The organism is Mesorhizobium huakuii (assembly GCF_014189455.1).
Classification (GTDB): domain Bacteria; phylum Pseudomonadota; class Alphaproteobacteria; order Rhizobiales; family Rhizobiaceae; genus Mesorhizobium; species Mesorhizobium huakuii_A.
Genome location: NZ_CP050296.1, coordinates 5,324,102 through 5,349,457, shown reverse-complemented (window position 1 = coordinate 5,349,457; position 25,356 = coordinate 5,324,102). Strand labels below are relative to the sequence as shown.

Below are 25,356 nucleotides of genomic sequence, written 5' to 3'. Positions count from 1 at the left end.
ATTTCTCTTTTCAGTCCGTCTAGTGGCGTGCCCTTGGGAGGAATTTCGCGTCGCTCGGACAAGTCGGAAGTGGGTTTTTCGTTCGTCGACTTCCAATCACGAAGATGTTCCATCACGCACCGAATCCAGACCTTGAACTTCGGCCAGAAGGTCAGGCAAAGACCATTTTATTTATTAATATCATATGGTTATATGGAAACATCCAGCGAACGATGCGGCGATTCACCCAGCCGGCATCCATCATCCGCTCACGGTCCGTCAACATAACTTGAACCGACCGGTTCGATTTGTGGGTGAAAATAGGCCGACCTGAGCCTGTAAGGATCTGCTGTTACCCCTAGCCGCGAGACGCGCATTTTTCTTGCGTTGGGATCGATACTGTCGCTCATTCAAGAGAGATCAGGGGTGCCGCGGCCGATCACGCCCAAGGCGATCCGCTGGGAAATGGATCCGGACTGCCATAGAAGATGCGACTGCTGCTTGTCGAGGACAATCACGAACTGGCCGACTGGCTGGGCAAGACCCTGCGCCAGGCGAATTATGTGGTCGACATCGTCCATGACGGCGAGGATGTCGAGTATGCGTTGGCGGCGGGCGACCACGCGCTTGTCATCCTCGACCTGGCGCTGCCGCGCATGAGCGGCCTGGAGGTGCTGCGCCTGCTGCGGGCGCGCGGCAACCGGGTGCCGGTGATCGTGCTGACCGCCAATGCCAGCCTTGACGGTCGGGTCAAGGGCCTCAATGAAGGCGCCGACGACTATCTGGCCAAGCCATTCCAGATCGAGGAGCTCGAGGCCCGTATCCGGGCCCAGCTGCGACGCGCCAATGACCGCACAGCACCTGTCGTTGCCTGCGGCGATCTCGTTTTCGACACCAACACAAGGCTGTTTTCGCTCGCCGGTGAGACGCTGGCATTGACGCCGCGCGAACATGCGGTGCTGGAGCAATTGATGGTCAAGGCCGGGCGCACGGTGAGCAAGGCAGCGCTTTCGGCGGCGATCTACGACTTCGAGACCGACGCCGACCCCAGCGCCATCGAGATCTATGTGCATCGCGTGCGCAAGAAGCTCGAGGGGTCGCGGGTCCGTATCGTCACGTTGCGCGGCCTCGGCTATCTCTTGCGCCATGAGGATTAACAGTCTCCGCTTGCAACTGCTGGCTTGGGTGGTCTTGCCGCTCGTTGGGCTCGTCACCATCAATCTGTGGACCAGCCACCGCAACGCACTGGCAACCGCGGACCTTGTCACCGATCGCATGCTGATGGGTTCGGCCCGGGCGATTGCCGAACGCGTCGCCGTGAGCGAGGGAGTGCTCGACGCCACGATACCGCCGGCGGCGCTCGAGATGTTCGACACCGGCGACCGCGACAGTGTCTACTATCATGTCAAGGCTGCTGGAGGGCGGCTGCTGACCGGCTACCCGGACCTGCCTGAGGCACCGAAATCCTCCGACACTGAAGCCACCTATCGCGACCATCAGCTGCGGCTGCTTACCTACAGCCATACGGTGGTCGGCGCCGGAGACGACTCGCCGATATCAGTTACCGTTGGCGTCACGCTTGCCGGACACGATGCCATGGTCCGGCGTCTCTGGTTTGGCGCCTTTGCCCAGCAGCTGGCGCTGGTGGCGATTGCCGGCTTGTTCGTTCTGCTTGGCCTGCATCGTGGCCTTGCACCTTTGATCCGGCTGCGCGACGCGGTGCGCTCGCCCAGCCGCAGCGATCTCGACCCGGTCGAAGTGCCGGGTGCCCAAAACGAGATCCGGCCGCTGATCGATGCGCTGAACGCCTATATGGAGCGGGTGCGGGCGCAGATGTCGGCGCAGCGCCGCTTCATCGCCAATGCGGCGCACCAATTGCGCACCCCACTGGCACTGCTGTCGACGCAAGCGAGCTATGCGCTGCGCGAAACTGTCCCCGACGCGCGCCAGGAGGCGCTGGTGGCGCTGCAGGCAAGCTCCGGCAAGCTGGCGCGGTTGGCCGAACAATTGCTCACCCTGTCACGGGCGGAACCAGGCAGCCGGCGGCCGCGCGCCGACCGCATCGACCTGACCGACGCCGCCCGCCATGTGCTGGAGGCTCAGGCGCCGGTTGCAATCGCCCGCAACATCGATCTTGGCCTGGAAGAGGCCGGCCCCGTGCCGGTCATCGGCGACGGCACCATGCTGCGCGAGATGATCGTCAACCTCGTCGACAACGCGCTGCGCTACTCCTCATCGGGCGGCAGCGTCACGGTGAGGCTGGCGGCCGTCGCTGGCGACGCCGTGCTGACGGTCGCCGACGACGGACCCGGCATCCCGGTGGACGAGCGGGACCATGTGTTCGAGCGCTTCTACCGTATCGCCGGCTCGACCGAGGAAGGCAGCGGGCTTGGCCTCGCCATCGTGCGCGAAGTCGTCGAGAATGCCGGCGGTCGCGTCACCCTCGGGGATAGCGCGACCGGCGGTCTGGTGGTTGAAGTGCGGCTGCCGCTGGCGAGCGGCTAGCGTATGGCTCACTGCGTCTCATTCAGTGGCTGGGGGCGCCATTTTGCGAGGCGGCTCTCGACCATCGTCATCAGGTACTCGGCACCAAGCGCCACCACCATGACGATGACGATCGCAGCGTACATGCCGGCGGCGTCGAAGGACCCTTTGGCGATGTTGATCAGCAGGCCGATGCCGAAGCGCGCGCCGACGAACTCGCCGACAATCGCGCCGATAATGGCAAAGCCGAAGCTGACATGCAGGCTGGCGAAGATCCAGCTCATCGCTGACGGGACAATCACCGAGCGGGTCAGTTGCCAGTTGGATGCGCCGAGGATGCGGGCATTGGCGATCATTGCCCTGTCGGCTTCCCGCACACCCTGAAAGGCATTGTGGAAGACGACGAAGAATACCATCACGAAGGCAAGCGCCACTTTCGAGGCGAGGCCGAGGCCGAGGATCATGATGAAGATCGGCGCCAGAACCACGCGCGGAATGGAATTGATGACCTTGATGTAGATCGAGAAAATGTCGGCGGCCATCCGGTTGCGACCGAGCGCGACGCCGATGATGATACCGGCGACCGAACCGGTCGCGAAGCCGATGACCGACTCCTCCATGGTGACATAGAGATGATACCAGAGCGGCCCCTCGGACGTTCCTTCCGTCGTCCATTCATAGAGCCGCTGCGCGATCGCGCTCGGCATCGCGTAGAAGAACGGATCGATCCAGGCCTCGCGCGCGGCGACTTCCCAAAGGCCGAGAAAGGCAAGGAGGATGGCGACCCGCCAGAACATCACGGTGCGGCGGCGATGCGTAGCCGCCTTCGCGGCGGCAGCTTCGATTTCGGCGTCTGATGTGCCAGGCTTGAAAGCCCCTGCTCTGATGTCGATGGCGGCATCGGTCATGGCTTTCCTCCTCAGGCTGCCGCACGCGCATAGCTGGTCTCGACCTCTTCCTTGAGGTCGGCCCAGATCGTGCGCGAGTAATTGATGAAGCTCTGCTCGTAGCGGATATCGGCGACGACGCGCGGACGCGGCAGATCAATCGTGTAGACCGATTTTACCGTGGCCGGCCCGGCGGTCAGGACATAGACCTTGTCGGCGAGCGCAATCGCCTCTTCGAGGTCATGTGTGACGAAGACCACGGAAGCCTTTGCCTGCGACCACAGCCGCAGCAATTCCTCGTGCATCAGCACGCGCGTCTGTACGTCAAGCGCCGAAAACGGCTCGTCCATAAGCAGGATCTCCGGGCCGTTTATGAAAGTCTGGGCCAGCGCCACGCGCTTGCGCATACCGCCGGAAAGTTGGTGCGGATAATGGTGCTCGAAACGCGACAGGCCGACGCGCGCCAGCCAGTCGCGCGCCGCGGCCGTGGCGTCCGACTTCGCCCTGCCGCGAAAAAGCGGGCCGGCCATCACATTCTCGATCACGGTTCGCCAGGGGAACAAAGCATCGCTCTGGAAAACAAAACCGATGCGCGGGTCTATCCCCTTGACCGGCGCGCCCATGACACGAACCTCGCCGGCACTTGGGCTTGCCAATCCAGTGACCAGGTTGAGAGTGGTGGATTTACCGCAACCGGTCGGGCCGACGACGGCGACGAATTCGCCGCGCTCGACGGTCATGGTGAAATCGCGTAGCGCCGTCAGCGATTTGCCGGTGGGCGAGAGGAAGCGACGGCTGACATTGATCAGCTCAATCGCTGGTGTGGTCTTTTCAGGGGCCATGGTGGAACTCCAGATACGAGCGGGCGCCGCCGTCGGCCAGGGCCGCCGGACATTAAGAGCTGACGATTGCCGGCGCGATGTCGCGCATCGCGCCGGCTCGGCCTGCTACTTGGCGTTCTTGACGAATTCCGAGGTGTAGGTCTTTGAGAGGTCGATCTGCTTGCCCTGCAGTTCCTTCTTGAAGGCTGAAAGAACCGTCAGCACCGTCTCCGGCCCACCTGCAGGCATGATCCCGTCGGGGGTGAACATTGCCTTGCCGGCATCGAGGGCCTTCACGTAGCCTTCCTTGTCGCCGACATAATAGTCCTTCGGCATCTTGTCGGCGATCTCGGCGCCGCTATGGGTGTTGATGAACTTCTGCGTCTTGACGAAGGCATTGGCCAGCTTCTGCACGATGTCCTTATGCGCTTCGACCCAGTCGGTCTGCATATAGAGGGATGCGGCCGGGTAAGTGCCGCCGAGCGCGGCCTTGGTGCCCTCCATTGTGCGCATATCGATAAGAACGGTCGCTTCGCCGGTTTTCAGCAGGCGGGTGATTGTCGGCTCGGTCGTCATGCCGGCCTGGATCTTGTCCTGCTGCATGGCGGCGATGAAGGTGGTGCCGGCGCCAACCGGAACCGAGGTGAAATCCCCGAGCTTCAAGCCGTTCTTGACGGCGAGATATTCCGTAAGAAAATTCGTCGATGAGCCCAGACCGGTCACGCCCAGGCTCTTTCCCTTGAAGTCGGCGGGTGATTTGATCTCCGGATGTTTCGTCGAAACCAGCTCGACCTCGCCCGGCGCCTGACTGAACTGGACGATGGATTCGACGAATTTGCCCTTGGCCTGCAGATCGATGCAGTGATCGTAGAAGCCGACAACCCCTTGCACGGCACCGGCGAGCATCTCGTTTTCGGCGTCGACGCCGGCCGGTTCATTCAGCAACTCGACGTCGAGGCCCTCGTCCTTGAAGTAGCCGAGCGCCTCGGTCAGCTTGGCGGGCAGATAAATCTGTTTCTCGTAACCGCCGACCATGATGGAGATTTTTTCGTCGGCGCGTGCGGATGGCGCGGACAAGGCCATGGTGGCGACGAGTGCGGTTGTGGCGGCTGAATCAAGCAGAATTCGCGCGAGCGACATGGCCTCTTCCCTTTGTTCGTTTACCGCGCCCCTCTCTCTCCCATCGCTTTTGCGCGACAATATGGGGACGCCAGTCAACAGTTATGGCACCAACCTTTCATCCAGCTTTCAAGGAAAAGCTGAAAATCAAAGCTTACGGATTGGTAAGCCGCGGCTAGCGAACATGCCGCGACAACGCACGCCTGCTCAATCGTTCAGCCCAAGAACGTCGCGCATATCGTATTCGCCGGGCGAGCGTCCCGCCACCCAAAGTGCCGCGGCAATGGCGCCACGGGCGAACATGATGCGGTCGCCGGCCGCATGCGACAGAGTAACAAGCTCGCCTTCGGCACAGAAGCTGACGCTGTGCTCGCCGATGATGCTGCCGCCGCGAACCACTGCAAAACCGATCTCGCCGGCCGGACGCGCACCGGTGACGCCGTCGCGAACGCGCCTTGCGACCGCGTCCGGTTCGACGCCGCGTCCACCGGCAACGGCCTGGCCCAGCATCAGCGCGGTGCCCGACGGCGCGTCGATCTTGTGGCGATGATGCGCCTCGAAAATCTCTGCATCCCAATCTTCGGCAGCGAGTGCCCTCGCCGCCTGCTCGACCAGCCCGACCAGCATGTTGAGCCCGAGCGAAAAACTGCCGGAGCGGACGATGGGAATCGTTTTCGCGGCGTTGGCGATTGCCGCCAGTTCGGCGGCATCGAAACCGGTCGAGCCGATCACCAGGGCCGGTCCGCCGCGCTTCGCACAGAAGCTCGCCAGATCGGCGGAGGCGGCCGGTGTGGTGAAATCGATCACTACATCGGCCAAGGCAAGCGCCTCGTCGCGGCTCACCAGCCCATCGCCCGCATTGCCTGGCCGGTGGAAGCGTGCAACGAGCGCCAGCCGCGGATGGGCCTGCACAGCCTCCGCCATCTGGCGGCCCATGCGTCCCAGCGCGCCGGCGAGGGCAATCCGGATCGGCGGTTGGGACATAATTTCAGCTATTTCCACATGCCGCGCATGCGCGCGCCGATATCGACGCGCACTTCCGGCCGGGGCGCCCTGCCTTGCGCCGCTTGCGCGCTCGGCCACAACACCTGCTGGAACGCGGCGAGGATCGAGGCCGGGATGAAGCGGGTGCGCGAGGCATAGAGGTGGCGGTCGCCGCGCGCCGCCTGGCCGTGCGGAAAGAAACGCTGCGGCATGACGAGGTTGAGATTGTCCTTGGCCCGCGTCATCGCCACGTAGAGCAGCCGGCGCTCCTCCTCGATATCCTCCTTGGTGCCGACGCCGAGATCGGCCGGAATGCAGCCATCGACCGTATTGAGCACGAAGACATTCTTCCACTCCTGGCCCTTGGCCGAGTGGATGGTCGACAGGATCAGATAATCCTCGTCGCGATGCGGCGGTCCGGCCTGGTCGCTGGTCGCGTCCGGCGGATCGAGCGTCAGTTCGGTCAGGAAGCGTTCGCGCGAGGCGTAACCCGAGCCGATCTGCTCGAGTTGCAAAAGGTCGGCGCGCCGGGTGATCGCGTCCTCGTGGATGCGCTCCAGATGCGGCTCGTACCACAGCCTGACCTGCTCTAGATCGGCCGGCCATTTGGCGCCGGCCCGCAGGCCGGCATAGAGCGAGACGAAGCCCGGCCAGTCATCCGCCGCGCGCTGCGGCGGCCGCCAGCCGGCGAGGCCCATCGCCTCATCCAGCGCCGTGGTCATCGTCTCGACAATCTGTCCGGCAGCTGAAGGGCCAATGCCCGGCATCAGCTGCAGCACGCGGAAACCGGCGACGCGGTCGCGCGGGTTTTCGGCAAAGCGCAGCACCGCCAGCACATCCTTGACGTGCGCGGCATCGAGGAATTTCAGGCCACCGAACTTGACGAAGGGAATGTTGCGCCGCGTCAGCTCGATTTCGAGCGGCCCACTGTGGTGCGAGGCGCGAAACAGCACCGCCTGCGATTTCAGCGCCGTGCCGGCCTCTCGCTCGGCGAGGATCGTGTCGCAGACGAAGTTGGCCTGCTCGACCTCGTCGCGCACGGTTACCAGCCTTGGCTTGTCGGTTGATTTGCGCTCCGACCAAAGGTTCTTCGTAAAACGCTCCGAGGCCTCGCCGATGACCGCATTGGCGGCGGCCAGAATGGTCTCGGTCGAGCGGTAATTGCGCTCCAGCATCACCACATGGGCGGCCTGCGCGAATTGGTTGGGGAAGTCGAGGATGTTGCGCACCTCGGCGGCACGGAAGGAATAGATCGACTGCGCATCGTCGCCGACCACCGTCAGCCCGGCGCCGTCGGGTTTGAGTGCCATCAGGATCGAAGCCTGCAGCCGGTTGGTGTCCTGGTATTCGTCGACCAGCACGTGGTCGAAACGCCCGCCCAGATGCGCCGCGATTTCCGGCTCGGCCGCCATCTGCGCCCAGTAGAGCAGCAGATCGTCGTAATCGAGCACGTTCTGCGCCTGCTTGGCCTCGACGTAACCGGCGAACAGCTGTTTCAACTGCTCGGCCCAGCCGGCACACCAGGGGAAGGCGGAGCCTAGCACTTCGCCGAGCGGCGCCTGCGCGTTGACGGCGCGCGAATAGATGGCAAGGCAGGTGCCTTTGGTCGGAAAGCGCGCCTCCGTCTTGGAGAAGCCGAGTTCGTGGCGCACGAGATTCATCAGGTCGGCCGAATCCTCGCGGTCATGGATGGTGAAGGCCGGATCGAGGCCGATCTCCAGCGCATAGTCGCGCAACAGCCGCGCACCGATGCCGTGAAAGGTGCCGGCCCAGGTCAGCGCATCGGTGATGACCGCGGCGTCACGGCCGAGCACCTCGCCGGCGATGCGCTCGACGCGCTTGGCCATTTCGGAGGCGGCGCGCCGCGAAAAGGTCATTAGCAGGATGCGGCGCGGGTCGGCGCCCTTGACGATCAAATGAGCGACGCGATGTGCCAGCGTGTTGGTCTTGCCCGAGCCGGCGCCGGCAATGACCAGCAAGGGACCGGCGATCCTGCCGTCGCCATGCTCGACGGCCTGACGTTGGGCGTCATTCAGCCGCGCGAGATAGGCGGGCTGGGCAGTCGATTCCACAAAGGTCGAATCATGGGCGGCGAGGTTCATCGCCCATCAAGCATCGTTTCCGCTTTGTTCGCAACAAAGAAGCGGCACGACGAATTAGCGCCGGGGATCGACACCCATGGCCGCCGATTGGCGGCGCAGAGCGTCGCGGTCACTTCTCGATGCGGGCAGCAACAGGGGATCGATGTCGCCGGGCACGTCATCGATCATCCTGCGCGCGAGGCGGTAGGTGAGAAAGGCAAAGGTGCCGGCCAGAAGCAAACGGATCATGCTGCGGTCTCCTCTAATAGAGATCAACCGCAGGCATGGCGTTTTGTTCCCTCAACGCTGGTTCGCAACCAAACCAACATCGCCTCGTTTTGAAACTGGAGGCTCGTTGTAGATTGGAGGCGGTAGCGATGAAAAAAGCTAGGATTAATCCTCGTTCTGGTGGCTTTGGCTGTCTCGGCCTGCGACAACAAACTGCCACCGACCAAGGCTCCTGGTGCCGAACAAAGCTCCTACGCCGACAATCCTGTCATGAACGCAGAGACTGTCGGCAAGTAAGGTGTTCGGTGCAACGAGGTTGCAGTCGGAACCTCATGGCATTGCCGCGATGCATTCCTCAAGGCGCTCGAGCCGGAACTTGGCGTTGCGCAGTTCGTGCCCAGCTTCCTGTCGCTGCTGACGGCCCCGGGACGCGGACGCAGCCGTCAGGTTTCTTTCGAGTTCGGCGATGCGCGCACGCACCTGCCGCGCCTCGTTCTGGCGCAACGCCTTTATCCAGCTTCGCCCGTGCATCCGTCTTCCCGCAACCACCCCAAAGACTGGCGGCTTCTATGCCAGCAAGACCCTAACTTCCGGCAAGTGCGAATATTCTAAATTTAATGAGCTCTAATTTAGCAGCCAAGCGTCTCAACGAAGAAGGCCGGCGCCGCTTGGGAGGAGAAGGCGCCGGCCAAGCGGATAAATCAGGTCCGCCGCACAACATAGGTTAGCTGAGTCTTGCCGCTGCGTCATCCGGGATCGCGGATTTCGGCCTTTTCCGGGCGTTTTCCCCCGCAAAAGCGCCGACAGGGCTGTCAAACCCCAAGCCGTTGCCTGGCGATGGCGACATGGAAATTCGTGCCGAACACCAGTCCGTCATCATTGAAGTCGTAGCTGGAATTATGGAGGGGTGCCGAGGCCTCGCCATTGCCGAGGAAGACGAAACAGCCCGGCACGTGGTCAAGAAAGCGAGCGAAATCCTCCGACGCTGTCATCGGCTCGCGGGCAATTGCGATATTGCCGGGTTCGAAAACGCTCCTGGCGGCGGCGAAGGCCGCGTCGACCAGTTCGGCGTCGTTGCGCAAAGGCACAAATTCTCTGCTGTAGTTCACCTCGGCGGCAACGTTGTAGGCGGCAGCGGTGCCCTCGGCGATGATGCGCATCTGGCGTTCGATCGCGGCGCTGACCTCGGGGCGGAAGCTGCGCGCATCGCCAAGGATGCGGGCAAGACCGGGTAATGCATTGCGGGTGCCGTCGGTGATCAATTCGGTCACCGAAACCACCGCTATGTCGGCCGGGCTCAGCCGGCGCGAGACGATGGTCTGCAGATTGGTGACCAGCGCGCAAGCGGCGACCAGCGTTTCGTTGCCCGAATGCGGCCGCGCCGCGTGGCCGCCGAGGCCCCTCAGTACGATCTCGAAGTTGTCCTCGGCCGACATTATCGGGCCGGCTCGGGTCTCGAAATGCCCGACAGGCAGGCCGGGCATGTTGTGCAGGCCAAAAATCTCGTCGAAGGGGAAGCGCTGCATCAGGCCATCGTCGAGCATGGCCAACGCGCCCCTGCCCCACTCCTCGGCCGGCTGGAAGATGAAGCGCACGGTGCCGTCGAAACCGCCCTCGCCGGCGAGCAGCTTTGCGGCACCGAGCAGCATGGCGGTGTGGCCGTCATGGCCGCAGGCATGCATCACCCCGGGATTGCCGGAGCGGTATGGCGCGGCCGATTGCTCTGCTATGCGCAGCGCATCCATGTCGGCCCGGAGCGCAATAGCGCGGTTGCCGGTGCCGCGCTTCAGCGTGCCGACGACACCTGTGCCGCCGACACCCTCCGTGACATCGTCGAGGCCGAATTCGCGCAGCTTGGCGGCAACGAAGGCCGCGGTGCGTGTCTCCTCGAAGCCGAATTCCGGGTGTGCATGCAGGTCGCGCCGCCAGGCGGTCATCTCGCGCTTCAGCGTTTCTGGATCGAGTTCAGCCATGTCTTCAGCCTTCGAGTTCGGCAAGTTCAGCGATGACATCAAGCAGGATGTTGGCGCCGGCAACAAGCTCAGCATCTTCGGTGTGCTCGCGCGGACTGTGGCTGATGCCTCCGGCGCTGGGCACGAAGATCATCGCCGCCGGCGCGGTGCGCGCGATCATCTGCGCGTCATGGCCGGCGCCCGAGGTCAAGCGCCGCGAGGCAAGCCCGCGCTTCCTTGCGGCGGCCTCGATCAGTTCGACGACCCGGCCGTCGAAGACAACCGGCTCGAAGCGCGCCAGCCTTTCGACCGTCACCGTGATGCCCTCGGCGACGAGCTGTTCCAAAAAGGCGGCCAGTGCCGCCTCCTGCGCCTGCAGGCGCTGCTCGTCGGGATCGCGCAGATCGACGGTGAAGACCGCGCGCGATGGAATGACGTTGATGGCGTTGGGCTCGAAGCGCATCGTGCCGACGGTGACAACCGTTGGCGAATTGGACGCCGCCGCCTTGTCGTGCAGAAAGGTGATCACGCGTGCCGCGGCATATCCGGCGTCGCAGCGCATTGACATCGGCGTGGTGCCGGCGTGGTTGGCGACACCATCGAGGGTGATGCGCTGCCAGGAGATGCCTTGCAGGTTCTCAACCGCGCCGATCGGGATGCCTTCGCGCTCCAGAACCGGCCCCTGTTCGATATGCAGTTCGACATAGATGTGCGGCTTGAGAAAACCGGGTTCGCGCTCGCCCGCATAACCGATGCGGGCCAGTTCCTGCCCGAGCGTGCTGCCGTCGGTCCCGACAGCGGCGAGTGCCGCTTCGACATCGACGCCGCCGGCATGGACCAGCGATCCCATCATGTCGGGAGAGAAGCGCACGCCTTCCTCATTGGTGAAGGCCGCGACAGCGAGCGGGCGCGACGGCGAAAGGCCAGACGCCTTCAGCGTCTCGATCACCTCCAGCCCGGCAAGCACGCCGTAGCATCCATCATAGATGCCGGCGTCGATGACGGTGTCGATGTGCGAGCCGATGAGCAGCGGTGCCCTGCCTGCATTGCTGGCATTTTGCCAGATGCCGAAAATGTTGCCGATGCGGTCGATGGCGACATCGAGCCCAGCCTGGCGCAGCCAGCCGACGAAGAGGTCGCGGCCCTGTCTGTCGGTGTCGGAGGCGGCCAGCCGGGTCAGCCTGCCTTCGCCGTCGCGGCCAATGGCGCCGAGTTCGCGGATGCGGCCAAGCAAGCGCTGTGCATCGACCGCGATCATGATGTTGCCTCGGCAACCAGTTTGCCGGCCAGCACATCGGCCGGGCTCATGCCGACCAGCTCGGCATAGCGATGCGGGTCGGTGGCGCCTTCGGTGTTGATCACCAGCACGCGGGATTTGCCGTCGAGGCAGAGATCGCTTTTGTTTTCGGCCATCGCGTGAAGCAGTCCGGCAAGGCCGACGCCGCCGCTCTCGCCGGCGACGATGACCGGATCGCTGCCGGCGGGCCGTGCCAACCGCCGCATCACCGCGATGGCGTCGTCCTCGTCCACGGTCATGAAGGCGTCGGCGGCCCGCGCCAGCACTCGCCAGGCGACCTGCGAGGCCTCGTAGCATTCAAGCATGGCCATGACCGTCGGCTGGTCGTGCGCCACCTTGACCACATGCCCTGCCTGGGCAGCCGCGACAATGCAGGCCGCGCGTGACGGCTCGACGACGATGAAGGTTGGCCTGGCATCGCCAAGCACAATGGCGAGATGGCCGGCCATCGCGGCAGCAATGCCGCCGACGCCGGCCTGGACGAAGACGTGGGTCGGCGGTTCGCGCATCTGTTGCAGCGCTTCGCGAACGATCGCGGTATAGCCCTGCATCACCAGGCCGGGAATGCGCTCATAGCCCGGCCACGACGTATCCGACACCACGGTCCAGCCCTTCTCGGCCGCGACATTCGCGGCTTGCCTGACCGAGTCGTCGTAATTGCCATCGACATTGACCATCTCGGCGCCGTAGCGGGCGATTGCCGAGATGCGCTCGTCGCTGACACCGGCATGGACAAAGATCACGGCCCTGGCGCCGGCAAGTTCGGCGCCTTGCGCGACAGAGCGGCCGTGATTGCCGTCGGTGGCGCAGGCAAAAGTCATCTTTGCGGCGACCGAGCGAACATCGGACCTGTCAAGATCCTCGACATCCATCGTACCGCCAAGCCGTTTGCTTGCCTCCTCCAGCACCAGGCGCAAGACAGCATAGGCGCCGCCCAGCGCCTTGAAGCTGCCGAGGCCGAGACGAAAGCCCTCATCCTTGACATGCAGCGCAGCGAGGCCGAGTTCGCCCGCCAGCGCCGGCAGCGCGTGCAGCGGGGTCATCACGTGATTGTCACGATGGGCAAGAAAGCGCTCGACCGTGTCGGCACCAGCAATCCCGAGAGTTTCGGCGTCGGCCGCATCGAGCGGCTTGCCGTGCAAGGCATTGCGATTGGGCAGGAACACGGGTGATCTCCTTGGTACTCAGCGAGACCATATTGCAGGACAGGCGCAAAGAGCGCTGTAATTGGGCCTCCGAAATGCAAGTTTGTTTCACCGGGTACCGCCATTGCCTCCATCGCCGCCCCCGCTCGACAATTTCGATCTCGCCATCCTTGCCATCCTGCAGCGGGACAACACCACGCCGCAGCGGCTGATCGGCGAAGCGGTGAACCTGTCGGCACCGGCGGTGCAGCGCCGCATCAAGCGCATGGAGCAGGCCGGCGTCATTGCAAGCAATGTCGCCATCATCGAACCCACGGCGGTCGGCCAACCCATCACCATCTTCGTCGAAGTGGAGCTGGAGAGCGAGCGCACCGAATTGATCGACGCGGCCAAACGGCAATTCTCGGAAACGCCGGAGGTGCAGCAATGCTATTACGTCACCGGCGAGGCCGACTTCATCCTCGTCATCACCGTGGCCGACATGGGTGCCTATGAGGCGTTGACGCGAAAACTGTTTTTCGGCAGCAACAATGTCCGGAAGTTTCGCACCTTCGTCGCCATGGACCGCGTCAAGGTCGGGCTGACGGTGCCATTGCCGGATTGAGCCTTGCCGGCAGGCAGGCTCCCGTCCGGCCCTGCCCTGCTTTCGACATTCTTCGGACGCGAATTGAGCTGGGAGGCGCGCTTGGACGATATCACACCAGTAGCGATCATCGGTGCCGGACCGGCGGGCCTGGCCGTTGCCGCCTGCCTGCGGCAGGCCGGCGTCGACTTCATCATCATCGAGAAAGAGCAGCAGGCCGCGCCCGCCTGGCGGCGCCATTATGAGCGCGTCCACCTGCACACGACCAAGCGCTATTCGTCGCTGCCCTTCGTGCCCTTTCCCAAGCACTATCCGCGTTATGTGCCGCGCGATCTCTTCGTCGAATATCTCGATGCCTATGGGCAACGCTTCGACCTCAAGCCCCGCTTTGGGGAAACGGTGAAAGCGATAACCCGGGAGGGTCGCGGCTGGCTTGTGGATGCGACATCCGGCCCGTTGCGCGCCAAACATGTGGTGATCGCGTCAGGCTACAATGCCGAGCCCTTGCGGCCCGGATTTGCCGGCATCGACACCTTCACGGGCAAGACACTGCACAGCGCCGACTACCGCAATGCCACGCCTTTTGCCGGTCAGTCGGTGCTGGTCGTCGGCATGGGCAACACCGGCGCCGAGATTGCGCTCGATCTGGCGGAAAACGGCGCACAACCGACGATTTCCGTGCGCGGTGGCGTTCACATCGTGCCGCGCGAACTGTTCGGCGTGCCCATCCAGATGGTCGGCATGGCGACGCGCCTGGGGCCGCAGCGCCTCAACGATGCATTGTTCCCCATCATCCTCGACCTGGTGCTGGGCAGGCTGGAAAAGTATGGGCTCAGACGGCCGGGACAGGGACTGCTGGAACAGATCGCGATTGCATCGCGCATTCCGGTGATCGACGTGGGCACCATCGACAAGATCCGCGAAGGCTCGATCAAAGTCGCGCCCGACATCGCCGAGATCTCGGAACGCGGCGCCCATTTTACAGACGGCAAACGCGGCGAATTCGACGCGATCATCTTCGCCACTGGTTACCGGCCGGGCTATGCCAGATTTCTCGAGCCAAGCATCCAGCCGGACCGCAGCGGCGTTACCCCCAAAGCTTCGGATCTCGGCCTCTATCTCGTTGGCTTCCACAATGCAGTCACCGGATTGCTGCGCGAAATCGGGATAGAGGCCCAGGCGATCGCCGACGACATCCGGCACCGGCTGAACAGGAAAAAGGCGGCTGAAATCCTGCCGGTATAGTCAGGCCCCAGATGGCCGACGCGCTCGCCCAGCTCAACTTGCCTTGCGCAGCCAGACCTTGTTGTCGTGGAAGGCAGCACCACCATAGGGCGCGGGCGCGTCGGCGCCGGTCAGCACGTTGATGCCCTCGCCGCGCTCATGGGCGCTGTTTGGCCAGATGCCTTCGGCGATGACAACGCCGCGCTTGATGCCGTCGAAGACTTTCGCGTGCAGCACCAGGTCGCCGCGACGGTTGCCGACCTCGACACGATCGCCATCGGCAAGCCCGAGGTCCGCCGCATCGTCGGGATGCAGGAGCAGCACCGGCCTGCCTTCCTTTTCCTTCGACACCGGCGTCTCGGCAAAGGTCGAGTTGAGGAAATTGCGTGCCGGCGAGGTCGTCAGCCGGAATGGATGCGCCTCGTCCGCCACTTCGATCAGGTCGACATGGTCGGGAAACTCGGGCAGCCGTTCGACCGGTCCGAACAGGCCCATGCTCTTCGGCGGCCGGTTCGGCGCCGCCTGGCCGGTCCAGTCGGCGTGGAAGCGGAATTTTCCATCTGCATGGCCAAATCCCCTGATGAAATGCGCGGTCTCGAAATCCGGCTGCAGATCGAGCCATTTCTGCTCTTTCAGGCTGTCGAAGCTGCCCAGCCCGCGCTTGCCGAGAATAATGTCGATATGCTGCTGTTCGGTGAGGCCAAAGCCCGGGCGGTCGGCGACCCCCAGGCGCTCAGCCAGTTGCTCGATGACGAAATGGTTGGTGCGCGGCCCTTCCGGCGGCTCGATCAGCTTCGGCCCGAGTGTGATGTGCTGGTTGCCGCCACCCTTGTAGACGTCGTCGTGCTCGAGGAACATCGTTGCCGGCAGCACGACGTCGGCCAGCTTGGCGGTGTCGGTCATGAACTGCTCGTGCACGCACGTGAACAGGTCGTCGCGCAGAAAGCCCTGCTTCACCAGCCGCTGCTCGGGCGCGACATTCACCGGATTGGTGTTCTGGATCAGCATCGCCGTCACCGGCGGCCCGCCATAGAGCGCATCGCTGGCCCCGGTGAGCACCGGACCGATGCGCGAATGGTCGAGATAGCGGATCGAGGGATCGCGCATCCTGGAGCCTTCCAGCACATCCTGGTTGAGCTTGAAGATGCCGGAATTCGAGTGGAAGGCACCGCCACCTTCATATTGCCAACTGCCGGTGACCGCAGCGATGCAGGACGCGGCATGCATGTTGACGGCACCGTTGCGCTGGCGGGCAAAGCCGTAGCCGAGGCGGAAATAGGTTTTCTTGGTCGTGCCAACCAAGCGCGCGAAGGCTTCGATTTCAGCGACGTCAAGGCCGGTAATTGCAGAGGCCCATTCCGGCGTGCGCGTCTTCAGATGCGCCTCCAGCCCCTTCGGATCGTCCGTGTATTTCTCGAGATAGGCGCGGTCGGCCAGGCCTTCCCGGAACAGCACATGCATGACCGCGCAAGCCAGCGCGCCGTCGGTGCCGGGCTTCAGCACCAGGCCCATGTCGGCCTGCTTCATGGTCGCGTTTTCATAGACGTCGATGACGACGATCCTGGCGCCGCGTTCCTTGCGCGCCTTGATGGCATGGGTCATGACATTGACTTGGGTGACCACGGCATTGGTGCCCCAGATCACCACGCAGTCGGATTTCGCCATTTCGCGCGGGTCGGGCCCGCGCAAGGCGCCCGCCCCCATCATCCAGCCGGTCCAGGCCAGATTGGTGCAGATCGACCCGAAGAAGCCTGAATACTTCTTGGCGTGACGAAGCCGGTCGATACCGTCGCGCTGCACCAGCCCCATCGTGCCGGCATAGAAATAGGGCCACACCGTCTCCGAGCCATATTTTGCCTCGGCGGCGATGAATTTTTCGGCGACGAGGTCGAGTGCGGCTTCCCAGCTCGCTTCCTTCCAGACGCCATCGCCCTTGGCGCCGGCGCGCATCAGCGGCTTCAGCAGCCGGTCGGGGTGGTGGACACGGTCGGCATAGCGCGCAACCTTGGCGCAGACCACACCGGCCGTATAGCTGTTGGACTTGGCGCCATGGACGCGGCCGATGCGGTTGCCGTCGAGCAGTTCGACCTCGAGCGCACAGGTCGACGGGCAATCATGCGGACAGGCCGAATGGCCGATGCGGAGCTTGGCGTGCTGGTTCATGCGGCTTGTCTAGCGGGTTTCGGGCGCGGCGTGTAGGGCCAGATATTGCAAGCCTCCGCTGCAAAACAGGCGGCCGACAAAGCCTGACAAGACATCAAACCGGCTTGACTTGCCTATGCACGTCGCGCCCGTCAACTATGGTCCGGTATCGTCTGACAATTTGCGGAGGGACAGCACCGTGAAGGCTCCCAGGATTTGGATCACTCATCTGTCGGTCGCGCCCTGGACCTCCGCACAGACTTGGGACACCTACCTGCGACGAGCCGAGACTACTCTCGGCGACCGTTTGATCCGATTGGATCACCGTGATCCGGTTCGCAGGGTGGCTGACTCTCGAAACGGTGAAGGCGAATTTATTGTGGAGTTCGAGAAGAACCATAACAGCCGTTGGGTGGCGGGAAAATTCGAGAAGTCGGGCGTTACCCTTAACATCCATTTTCACAAAGGTCCGTTCGACCAATATGCGCGGCCAACCCATAACAGCATCACCCTTGTTCTGCCGCAGAAGACAGATCGCTCAACAATCAGAGACCTTTTCGCGTTAGGCAACTCGCATTTGACACCATTCTATTCCTATTCGGACCTCCAACCTGTCATGACCGAGAAAGGCAATCGGCATCAGCGCTTAACGCCCGGATTCGACATCGAGCGTGAGCTCGTCGGCGTGTTCTGGCTGACCTATTTTGGCCCGGCATACACCCGATTCTTTGGCGCCGAGCGCTTGTTGGACCTCTATGGGACGCAAATGTCGGACAACGGTGGCGTTACGCTTTGCCTGGGCGAAGCACCTGGCTTGCTGACCACCGAACGAGAGCAAGCCGAACGAGATCTCGGGGCTCAATCATTTGCCGGCCATGGCGTGCTGAAACGCCAAGGCGAATTTGCACTGACCCTTGCAGCTCTGCGCGGCCAATGGGAGGGCAAGAAGTAGGCAATGTGCAGAGACGGCTGGCGCCTCTCGCTTTTTCCTTGTGGGAGAATGGAAGGACGGCGCCCTACTCCGCCGTGCCTTCCTCATACTCAGCCGACATGGTCAGCCATTTTTCTTCGTGGCCGGCGAGCGTCTGGGCGAGTTGCGAGCGCTCCTTGGCCAGGCGTGTCGCCGTCGAGGGATCCTTTTCATAGATCGCCGGGTTGGCCAGCTCATCCTCGATGCTGTCGATGCGTTTGCGGATGCGATCCATCAGCGCTTCGGTGGCGCGGATTTCCTTGGCCAGCGGCTCGAAGGCGGCGCGGCGCGCTGCCGCATCGCGGCGGCGGTCAGCTTTTGAGGCCTTGTCCGCCTCGCGCTTGCCGCGCCGATCGCCTGACACGCCGGTGACCAGCGTCTTGTAGTCCTCCAGGTCGCCATCATACGGATTGACCGCGCCATCCTTGACCAGCCACAGCCGGTCGGCCGTCGCCTCCAGGAGATGGCGGTCGTGCGAGATCAGGATCACGGCGCCGGGAAATTCGTTGAGCGCATGGATCAGCGATTCGCGACTGTCGATGTCGAGATGGTTGGTCGGCTCGTCGAGGATGAACAGGTTCGGCCCCTCGAAGGCCGACAGGCCCATCAGGAGGCGCGCCTTCTCGCCGCCGGACAGGTCCTTGGCGGGCGTGTTCATTTTCTCGGTGGTGAGACCAAACTGGGCGACGCGGCCACGCACCTTGGATTCCGGCGCTTCCGGCATCAGCCGGCGCACATGCTCATAGGCGTTTTCCTCCGGCCGCAAGTCATCGAGCTGGTGCTGGGCGAAGATCGCCACCTTCAGTCCGGGCGCCACCGTCATCGTGCCGCTCTCCTGCTTGAGCCGGCCAGACAGTAATTTGGCGAAGGTTGACTTGCCGTTGCCGTTGGCGCCGAGCAGTGCGATGCGGTCGTCGGCGTCGATGCGCAGCGTCATCTTCTTCAGGATCGGCTGCCCTTCGGTGTAGCCGACATTGACGTTGTTCAGCGCAACGATCGGCGAGGCCACCGTCTTCACCGGTTCGGGGAAAGAGAACGGCCGCACCGAATCATTCACGATGGCCGCGATCGGCTTCATCTTCTCCAGCGCCTTGATGCGCGACTGCGCCTGTCTCGCCTTCGAAGCCTTGGCGCGGAAGCGCTCGACGAAGGATTCCATGTGCTTGCGGGCGGCTTCCTGCTTGACGCGGCCCTTTTCCTGCAATTCCTTCTGCTCGGTATACTGGCGTTCGAACTGGTCATAGCCGCCGCGCCAGAAGGTCAGCTTCTTCTGGTCGAGATGAACGATCGAGTTGACGGCACGGTTGAGCAGGTCGCGATCGTGCGAAATCAGAAGCACGGTGTGTGGGTATTTCGACACATAGTTTTCCAGCCACAACGTGCCTTCGAGGTCGAGATAGTTGGTCGGCTCGTCGAGCAGCAGAAGGTCAGGCTCAGAAAACAGCACGGCGGCGAGCGCCACGCGCATGCGCCAGCCCCCGGAGAAGGACGAGGCCGGACGGCGCTGCGCGGCATCGTCGAAGCCGAGGCCGGCCAGGATCGTGGCGGCGCGGGACTCAGCCGAATGCGCATCGATGTCGGCCAGCCGCATGTGGATGTCGGCGATGCGGTGCGGATCGGTGGCGGTCTTTTCCTCTTCGAGCAGCGCCGTGCGTTCGAGGTCGGCCTTGAGCACGATCTCGATCAGCGGCTCCTCGGTTCCCGGCGCTTCCTGCGCCACCTGGCCGATGCGCGTGTTCTTCGGCAGGCTGATCGAGCCTGTCTCGGAGGGAAAATCGCCGGTGATGGCCTTGAACAGCGTCGTCTTGCCAGTACCGTTGCGGCCGACAAGGCCAGCCTTGGTGCCGGCCGGCAAGGTCAGCGAGGCATGGTCGAGAAGCAGGCGCCCGGCCATGCGGAGCGAAAGGTCGTTAATGATCAGCATGGCCGCGCTTTTGCACCGGACACCAACGCTTCGCAAGACCTTGCAGGCCGGTTGGCCGCACAAGGCCTGAAGACGAGCGGGAGCGATGGGCCGAATTGGAAGCCCTGTCCGCGAAAATTCGCGCCTATCCTCAACGACCGCCGGAGCAGCCCGCACAGGCTTGATGGTGAAACGCGCCGGTGCTTATCGCCGGAGATCCTTGATGACCTTGCGGTCAACAAAATCAGAGGAATAGGTGATCGCAGCGTGTCCACTTCGGGCCAAGAGCCGACAACAACTGACTTTCTGGAATTTTCGATCTTTTCTTATGAAAAATCTACCCGCGATTGATGTAGCCCCGCTTTGAATTGCAACAAGTACTGCCTTCTTTCTACAGACAAAGGCTCAAGGTGAAGTCTATTAGCACCCCCCATCCGCGCTAGGTGGTCAATATTGAACAGACGGCCACCCGGCGCGCATCCTACGCTTCGCGCGCTGACGAACCCGACTGCCCCCCAACCACAGTTGGTTACGACAGCAGGAACCCCGGCCGGGGATTTTCAGCACGGCAGAGGAAACGGCTCGGTATCAATCAGAAGCGGGAAGGCTGCCAAAACTCCCACTAGGACCCGGATAAACCAAGGCGGCATGGAGATTCGAGGATGCCCACGCTTCCCCTGGCGCTCAAGATCGCAGATGTCGTTTCCGATGCCCAGCGGCGTCGGCGCAGGCTGGACATAGCAGCCGTTGCCAGCCTTTTGCTCGACGCCCATCCCGAGGCCGGCCACAGTCTGACGGAAATTGCCGACACATTGCGAGAGGAAGTCGCATCCCAGGGAATCTTGGCGCAGGGAGCTGTTGCGATGTCTCGTTAGCGTCGCGCCTCGCGGTCCGCTTCTTTGGCGTGCATGCCTTGCTTATGAAAGCCCCGGCCGGGGACTCGTCAAGGCGCCCGAAGATCGAGTGAGAGGAAGACCCGAGTGACGCCGACCGCATTTGGATAGCCTTCGCAGCGAACCGCGTCTGGTCAATATTGACCGGTCCCGCGAGATATTGGATTCTGTTTCATCGAGGCTGAAGCCTCGTCAGCATCGTGATGTCAGTGGATGGGGTCATTGATGGAAGGAAAATCAGATCAGCCGTTCGATCCGCAGGCTTTTCTGGCGAAAGCCGATCTTGGGCGCACGATCACACGTTACGGACCCAATCAGAAAATATTCTCGCAAGGCGATGCCGCGGCTTCGGTCTTCTACATCAATGAGGGTCAGGTAAAGATCAGTGTCCTGTCCGAACAGGGAAAGGAAGCTGTCGTCGCAATAATGGGGACCAACGATTTCTTCGGCGAAGGTTGCATGGCCGGCCAGACGCGGCGCATGGCAACGGCGGTTGCGATGACGGATTGCGAGATCATGCAGATAGATAAGAAGGCGATCATGCGCGTCATTCACGACGAGCCGGCCTTTTCGGAAATGTTCATCGCCCACCTTCTGACACGAACCATCCGCGTCGAAGAGGACCTGGTCGATCAGCTTTTCAATTCGAGCGAAAAGCGCCTGGCACGGGCACTTCTCCTGCTGGCAAATTTCGGCAAGGAAGGAAGGCCTGAACCCATTCTCGGCAAGGTCAACCAGGAGACGCTAGCCGAAATGATCGGCACAACGCGACCGAGAGTCAGCTACTTCATGAACAAGTTCCGCGACCTTGGATTCATCGAATACAATGGAAAACTCGTGGTGCACAGTTCGTTGCTGAACGTGGTTCTGCACGATCAGCCGCAGATAAGGCGGTAAACCCGGAAGGCGGAGCCGCTTTCCGGGTTCCATTGGCTGTCGCGTCCAGGCCGGCTGGCCGGGTCGCTTCGCGCTCAGCCAGCCGCCTTGCGCTTCGCTCCCTTGGCCACAGAGGCCGGTGCTGCTGCCGGTTTGCGGCCAAGCCCTGTCGACTTTGCCAGCGCCGAACGGGTCGCCGAGTAATTCGGCGCGACCATCGGGTAATCCGGCGGCAGACTCCATTTGGCCCGATAGTCGTCCGGGCTCAAACCATAGTCTGTCCTGAGGTGTCGCTTGAGCGACTTGAACTTCTTTCCATCCTCCAGGCAGACGATGTAGTCGGGAAACACCGACTTCTTCGGATTTACAGCCGGAACAAGGCTCGGACTCTCCACGACAGCCGCACCTGCCAGTTTTCGAACCGATGCGCTGACGCTGGCAATCAGGTCAGGCAGGCCGGAAGCCGGAAGCGGATTGTTGCCTACATAGGCCGAGACAATATCGGCCGTTAGCTCGATAACGGTCTTATCCTCGATATTTGACAATTCTTTCACCCTATTTGCGACAAAGTCACCCACCCCAGCGAAGACTTTTGTCGATGTATCTCTTTAACCGCGTCCCCCAACGGACCGCCAAGTTCCAAAACGAATCAAGACTTGACGTCAACTATTTTTATGGAAAATCGACGTCGTGCAAATTAGAAAATCTAATACTTCGACGCGGCAGACTTGGTTATCCGACCATCGGCCAATATCTCAAGAATACGTTTCCAGCGGGCACAGCGCCCGAAATCCTTCTGCTCAATCGCCTTTTCGGCCTTCATTGCAGCATAAAGCGGTGCCTCGGCGCCAAATTCCTTGATGAGCCAATGCGCTTCTTGCCTGGCGAGACGTTCATTGTCGTCAAACATAGTCTTGCGCCTCCGACCGTTCCAGACCGACCGCGATACAACTGCCGATGACGAGGACGGCGCCGGCAATAGCGGTCGTCGTCAGCCGTTCGCCGGACAGGGTCAGCAGCAGCGTCGACGCGATCGGCGTGAGATAAGCGACGACCGCGACCTTGCCGCTGCCTTCGAGCTTCAAGGCGCGCGACCAGAAGTAATAACCCAGCCCCATCGGGCCGGCGCCGAGGTAGAGCCCAAGCGCCAGATCCACGCCGGCAGGCCAGGCAACGCCCTCGTGAGCGGACCACAACAGCGTCAAGGCGACGCCGACCAGCGAGGAAGGCAACAACAGGCGATCCGGCGACGTGGCGAACCGTCCCACCATCACCGAATAGAACGCCATGCACAACGCGGATCCGAATGCGGCTAGATAGCCGACGAGATCGCCCTGGAACCAGCTGCTCTCACGCCCTCCCGAAATCACCAGCGCGACGCCGACGAACCCAAGGGCAGCGGCAAGACCCAGCAAAGCTGGACGCCGCGGATTTTCGAAGACGATCACAGCGGCGGCAACCATCAAAGGCCAAGTATAGGCCACGAGGTTGGCTTCGATCACCGGCATCGAGGCGAAGGCGATGTATTGCAGCACCATGGTGCCGACCAGACCGATGAAGCCGACCGCGAGAGGCGCGAATGCGGCTCTGGCCGCGACCGGCGGAGCTCCCTCCCGGTTCATGAACCGGATCAGGGCGAAGACCAGTGCAGCTCCGGCAAATTGCAGGAACTGCACCTGCGATACCGGATGGGTCGCCAGCAGAGATTTGCCGACCAAGGCATTGGTCGACCACAAAGCCACCGCGCCGGCAGCAAAGACCAGCGCGGATATCGAGCCTGATCCATGCCGAAAGGATCGGCATGGGGCTCTATCTCTGTGTTTGACCATGATCTCGTCCGAGAACCGGTTCCCACTTTTCGGGATCATGGTGCGCTACCATGATTCCCTGGCTCCGCCCGGAACCTGTGCTTCGGCAACCGGGGCGGGCGTGGGATGCTCCGCCTCGAACCGGCGATAGGCCGGCAGCTGGTTGGTCCAAACGTCTTCAGCCAGTTCGTTGACCCATTCGCGGTCATGGTCATTGTCGGCGGCAAGATAGAACATGCGGTTGTCGTCGACATACGGCTTGGCCACCGAACGCTGGTTGAGCACCAGGGTGACGCGCTCGCCATACTGGATCGGCGCCGTGCGATGCAGGACGCCAAGGAACTGCCCGAGCGTCGCGTAATTCATCTTGTGATCGATGCGCATGATGCGGTTGCGCGGAATCTCGCGGCCGGATTCGAGGATGGCGCGGCCGGTCTCGGAATCGTCGCAATAGATTTCGAGATGGCCGCCGACCAGCGGATTGCTGATCGACAGCGGAATGAGCTCGGTGACCGGAACGCCATCGCAATGCCATTCGACGGCACCATCCCTTGGATTCATGAAGGTGACGGTGGAGCCGACGATCGACAGCGGATAGGGCTCCAGCTTCGTGCCCATCATGTCCGACAGCCGCTCCAGGCGCAGCTTGTCGTGCAGCAACTCCTTGATTTCGGGAATGAAACGGTCGGCCCCGGTGATGAAGGTCAGGTCGAGGTGCTTGTGCACGGCATGGCTGTCCTTGAGCTTCAGGGCGGCCTCCTCGATCGCGGCAAGCAGTGCCGGGTCATAGCCGTGCAGGTACTGCGCAACGCCGAAACTCGATATTTTCCAGGCGGTCTCATGGCCGATAATGGCCTCGCGGCTCATCGCATAGCGCAGTTCGGGTATGGTATGTGCGTTCATTGTACTTCTCCAAGTGGGGGCAAACACTTGGTTAACAGTCGATTAAATTAGCCCCCCCTGTAAAATTAGGAATGCTGGTGCTACTGTAAGCCCAGCTTAAGGTCGAAACCCGTGCGTCTGCTCAGTCAGGTCAACCTCAATTCGCTGAAAATCGTGGAGAGTGCTGCGCGCCACGGGAATTTCACGCGCGCCGGCGAAGAGCAGTTCATCACCGCTTCAGCGGTCAGCCAGCGCGTCAAAAGCCTGGAGGATCAGCTGCGCTTCAAGATCTTTCAGCGCGGCGGCAATGCGGTGTCGCTGACGCCGGAAGGCGAGACCTATGTCTCGCGCGTTCGCGAGGCGCTGGAGCGGATCGTCGCCGCCAGCATGGAGGCGACCGGGCAATCGCAGGAACATGTGCTGAAGATATCCGTGCTGCCGACCTTCGCCGCGCGCTGGCTGTTTCCACGCCTGCCGGAGTTCCAGCGGCAATATCCCGATATCGTGATGCGGGTTTCGACCTCCTACGCGACGCATGAGTTCACGACCTCCGATTTCGATCTCGAAATCCGTTATGGCGACGGCCACTTCAACGGGCTGCCATCCGATCTGCTGTTTAGGGAAGACCTGACACCGGTGTGCAGCCGCAAGCTGTTCCATGAGGTTCTCGGCCACAAGCCTGTGTCAAGGGTGACGCCGGACGACCTCAAACACTTCACGCTGCTGCATTCCGACACCTGCACCCAGAACTGGCAATCCTGGCTTGGTTTCGCCGGCGCCAGCTTCGTGCTCAGCGAAACCAAAAGCATCTATTTCGACTCGTGCATGATGTCTTACGAGGCGGCCAATGCCGGAATGGGCTTTGCCGTGGCCAACCGTGCCTATATGGCCAGCGACATACGAGCCGAGAGGCTGATTGCTCCTTTCGCCGTCCACCATCCAAACAGTGCAGGCTGGTATTTCGTCTCCCCCAACAAGAGCCTTGCCGCACGCAAGGTGCTGCTGTTCAAACAATGGGTCATGGCGGAAGCAGCCTTGACCCAACGCCAGTTGGATAGCGAAATCCGCGACCTGGCTTCCGAAGCTGTCTGAATTTCG

The 25,356-nt window shown here is 62.3% G+C and carries 25 protein-coding genes; 9 read left to right on the top strand and 16 right to left on the bottom strand.

The window, feature by feature from the left end:
• Positions 1–467 precede the first annotated feature (467 nt).
• Positions 468–1,136 (top strand): response regulator, encoded by a 669-nt coding sequence (locus tag HB778_RS25735; RefSeq protein WP_183458008.1) that lies wholly within the window; start codon positions 468–470, stop codon positions 1,134–1,136.
• Positions 1,126–2,484: a sensor histidine kinase gene (locus tag HB778_RS25730; protein ID WP_183458006.1), complete on the top strand. Its 1,359-nt coding sequence runs from the start codon at positions 1,126–1,128 to the stop codon at positions 2,482–2,484. Before HB778_RS25735 ends, HB778_RS25730 begins: the two co-directional genes overlap by 11 nt.
• 8 nt (positions 2,485–2,492) lie before the next feature.
• On the opposite strand, the gene HB778_RS25725 is transcribed toward HB778_RS25730, so the two are convergent.
• From HB778_RS25725 to HB778_RS25680, 10 genes are all read right to left on the bottom strand, one after another.
• Positions 2,493–3,371 (bottom strand): ABC transporter permease, encoded by an 879-nt coding sequence (locus tag HB778_RS25725; protein WP_183458004.1) that lies wholly within the window; start codon positions 3,369–3,371, stop codon positions 2,493–2,495.
• Positions 3,372–3,382: 11 nt separating this feature from the next.
• Positions 3,383–4,192: an ABC transporter ATP-binding protein gene (locus HB778_RS25720; protein WP_183458002.1), complete on the bottom strand. Its 810-nt coding sequence runs from the start codon at positions 4,190–4,192 to the stop codon at positions 3,383–3,385.
• Between the two features lie 105 nt (positions 4,193–4,297).
• Positions 4,298–5,254 carry an ABC transporter substrate-binding protein gene (locus tag HB778_RS25715; protein ID WP_432421270.1) on the bottom strand — a complete coding sequence of 319 codons (957 nt, stop codon included), beginning with the start codon at positions 5,252–5,254 and terminating at the stop codon, positions 4,298–4,300.
• A gap of 243 nt (positions 5,255–5,497) precedes the next feature.
• Entirely contained in the window at positions 5,498–6,274 is a 777-nt protein-coding gene (gene dapB, locus HB778_RS25710) for a 4-hydroxy-tetrahydrodipicolinate reductase (RefSeq protein ID WP_183457998.1), read from the bottom strand.
• An 8-nt stretch (positions 6,275–6,282) separates the two neighbouring features.
• Positions 6,283–8,376 (bottom strand): ATP-dependent helicase, encoded by a 2,094-nt coding sequence (locus HB778_RS25705; protein WP_183457996.1) that lies wholly within the window; start codon positions 8,374–8,376, stop codon positions 6,283–6,285.
• Positions 8,377–8,430: 54 nt separating this feature from the next.
• The gene (locus HB778_RS25700; RefSeq protein ID WP_172230336.1) at positions 8,431–8,604 is read right to left on the bottom strand and encodes a hypothetical protein; all 174 of its coding nucleotides are present in this window, start codon (positions 8,602–8,604) and stop codon (positions 8,431–8,433) included.
• 309 nt (positions 8,605–8,913) lie between these two features.
• Positions 8,914–9,087: a hypothetical protein gene (locus tag HB778_RS25695; protein WP_244661617.1), complete on the bottom strand. Its 174-nt coding sequence runs from the start codon at positions 9,085–9,087 to the stop codon at positions 8,914–8,916.
• Positions 9,088–9,395: 308 nt separating this feature from the next.
• On the bottom strand, positions 9,396–10,556 hold the full coding sequence (locus HB778_RS25690) for a M20 aminoacylase family protein (RefSeq protein WP_183457992.1): 1,161 nt from the start codon (positions 10,554–10,556) through the stop codon (positions 9,396–9,398).
• Positions 10,557–10,560: 4 nt separating this feature from the next.
• Complete coding sequence (locus tag HB778_RS25685; RefSeq protein WP_183457990.1) at positions 10,561–11,793, bottom strand: Zn-dependent hydrolase; 1,233 nt, start codon at positions 11,791–11,793, stop codon at positions 10,561–10,563.
• Positions 11,790–12,998 carry a diaminopropionate ammonia-lyase gene (locus tag HB778_RS25680; RefSeq protein ID WP_183457988.1) on the bottom strand — a complete coding sequence of 403 codons (1,209 nt, stop codon included), beginning with the start codon at positions 12,996–12,998 and terminating at the stop codon, positions 11,790–11,792. The genes HB778_RS25685 and HB778_RS25680 overlap by 4 nt, the downstream gene beginning before the upstream one ends.
• 103 nt (positions 12,999–13,101) lie before the next feature.
• Here HB778_RS25680 and HB778_RS25675 point away from each other — a divergent pair, with 103 nt between their 5' ends.
• Both HB778_RS25675 and HB778_RS25670 read left to right on the top strand, forming a co-directional pair.
• Positions 13,102–13,581, top strand: coding sequence for an Lrp/AsnC family transcriptional regulator (locus tag HB778_RS25675; protein ID WP_183457986.1), 480 nt, complete (start codon positions 13,102–13,104; stop codon positions 13,579–13,581).
• 81 nt (positions 13,582–13,662) lie between these two features.
• Positions 13,663–14,805, top strand: coding sequence for a flavin-containing monooxygenase (locus HB778_RS25670; protein WP_183457984.1), 1,143 nt, complete (start codon positions 13,663–13,665; stop codon positions 14,803–14,805).
• A gap of 33 nt (positions 14,806–14,838) precedes the next feature.
• On the opposite strand, the gene HB778_RS25665 is transcribed toward HB778_RS25670, so the two are convergent.
• A complete protein-coding gene (locus tag HB778_RS25665) occupies positions 14,839–16,947 on the bottom strand; it encodes a molybdopterin-containing oxidoreductase family protein (protein ID WP_183457982.1) in 2,109 nt (702 codons plus the stop codon).
• A 178-nt stretch (positions 16,948–17,125) separates the two neighbouring features.
• Here HB778_RS25665 and HB778_RS25660 point away from each other — a divergent pair, with 178 nt between their 5' ends.
• Positions 17,126–17,878 carry a hypothetical protein gene (locus HB778_RS25660; protein WP_183457980.1) on the top strand — a complete coding sequence of 251 codons (753 nt, stop codon included), beginning with the start codon at positions 17,126–17,128 and terminating at the stop codon, positions 17,876–17,878.
• A gap of 64 nt (positions 17,879–17,942) precedes the next feature.
• Here HB778_RS25660 and HB778_RS25655 read toward each other — a convergent pair whose 3' ends face one another.
• Positions 17,943–19,820, bottom strand: coding sequence for an ABC-F family ATP-binding cassette domain-containing protein (locus HB778_RS25655; RefSeq protein ID WP_183457978.1), 1,878 nt, complete (start codon positions 19,818–19,820; stop codon positions 17,943–17,945).
• On the opposite strand from HB778_RS25655, the gene HB778_RS25650 reads away from it, so the two are divergent.
• The 3 genes from HB778_RS25650 to HB778_RS25640 all read left to right on the top strand — a co-directional run bounded on the left by HB778_RS25650 (position 19,764) and on the right by HB778_RS25640 (position 21,589).
• Entirely contained in the window at positions 19,764–20,150 is a 387-nt protein-coding gene (locus HB778_RS25650; RefSeq protein WP_183465324.1) for a hypothetical protein, read from the top strand. The two genes, HB778_RS25655 and HB778_RS25650, sit on opposite strands and share 57 nt — an antisense overlap.
• 311 nt (positions 20,151–20,461) lie before the next feature.
• Entirely contained in the window at positions 20,462–20,674 is a 213-nt protein-coding gene (locus HB778_RS25645) for a hypothetical protein (protein ID WP_183457976.1), read from the top strand.
• Between the two features lie 243 nt (positions 20,675–20,917).
• Positions 20,918–21,589, top strand: a complete 672-nt coding sequence (locus HB778_RS25640; protein ID WP_183457974.1) for a Crp/Fnr family transcriptional regulator — start codon at positions 20,918–20,920, stop codon at positions 21,587–21,589.
• A gap of 74 nt (positions 21,590–21,663) precedes the next feature.
• Here HB778_RS25640 and HB778_RS25635 read toward each other — a convergent pair whose 3' ends face one another.
• From HB778_RS25635 to HB778_RS25620, 4 genes are all read right to left on the bottom strand, one after another.
• Complete coding sequence (locus HB778_RS25635; RefSeq protein WP_183465221.1) at positions 21,664–22,113, bottom strand: MucR family transcriptional regulator; 450 nt, start codon at positions 22,111–22,113, stop codon at positions 21,664–21,666.
• A 161-nt stretch (positions 22,114–22,274) separates the two neighbouring features.
• Positions 22,275–22,478: a hypothetical protein gene (locus tag HB778_RS25630; protein WP_183457972.1), complete on the bottom strand. Its 204-nt coding sequence runs from the start codon at positions 22,476–22,478 to the stop codon at positions 22,275–22,277.
• On the bottom strand, positions 22,471–23,397 hold the full coding sequence (locus HB778_RS25625) for a DMT family transporter (protein ID WP_183457970.1): 927 nt from the start codon (positions 23,395–23,397) through the stop codon (positions 22,471–22,473). Before HB778_RS25625 ends, HB778_RS25630 begins: the two co-directional genes overlap by 8 nt.
• A 45-nt stretch (positions 23,398–23,442) precedes the next feature.
• Complete coding sequence (locus HB778_RS25620; protein WP_183457968.1) at positions 23,443–24,279, bottom strand: hypothetical protein; 837 nt, start codon at positions 24,277–24,279, stop codon at positions 23,443–23,445.
• Positions 24,280–24,390: 111 nt separating this feature from the next.
• On the opposite strand from HB778_RS25620, the gene HB778_RS25615 reads away from it, so the two are divergent.
• A complete protein-coding gene (locus HB778_RS25615) occupies positions 24,391–25,350 on the top strand; it encodes a LysR substrate-binding domain-containing protein (protein ID WP_183457965.1) in 960 nt (319 codons plus the stop codon).
• Positions 25,351–25,356 lie beyond the last annotated feature (6 nt).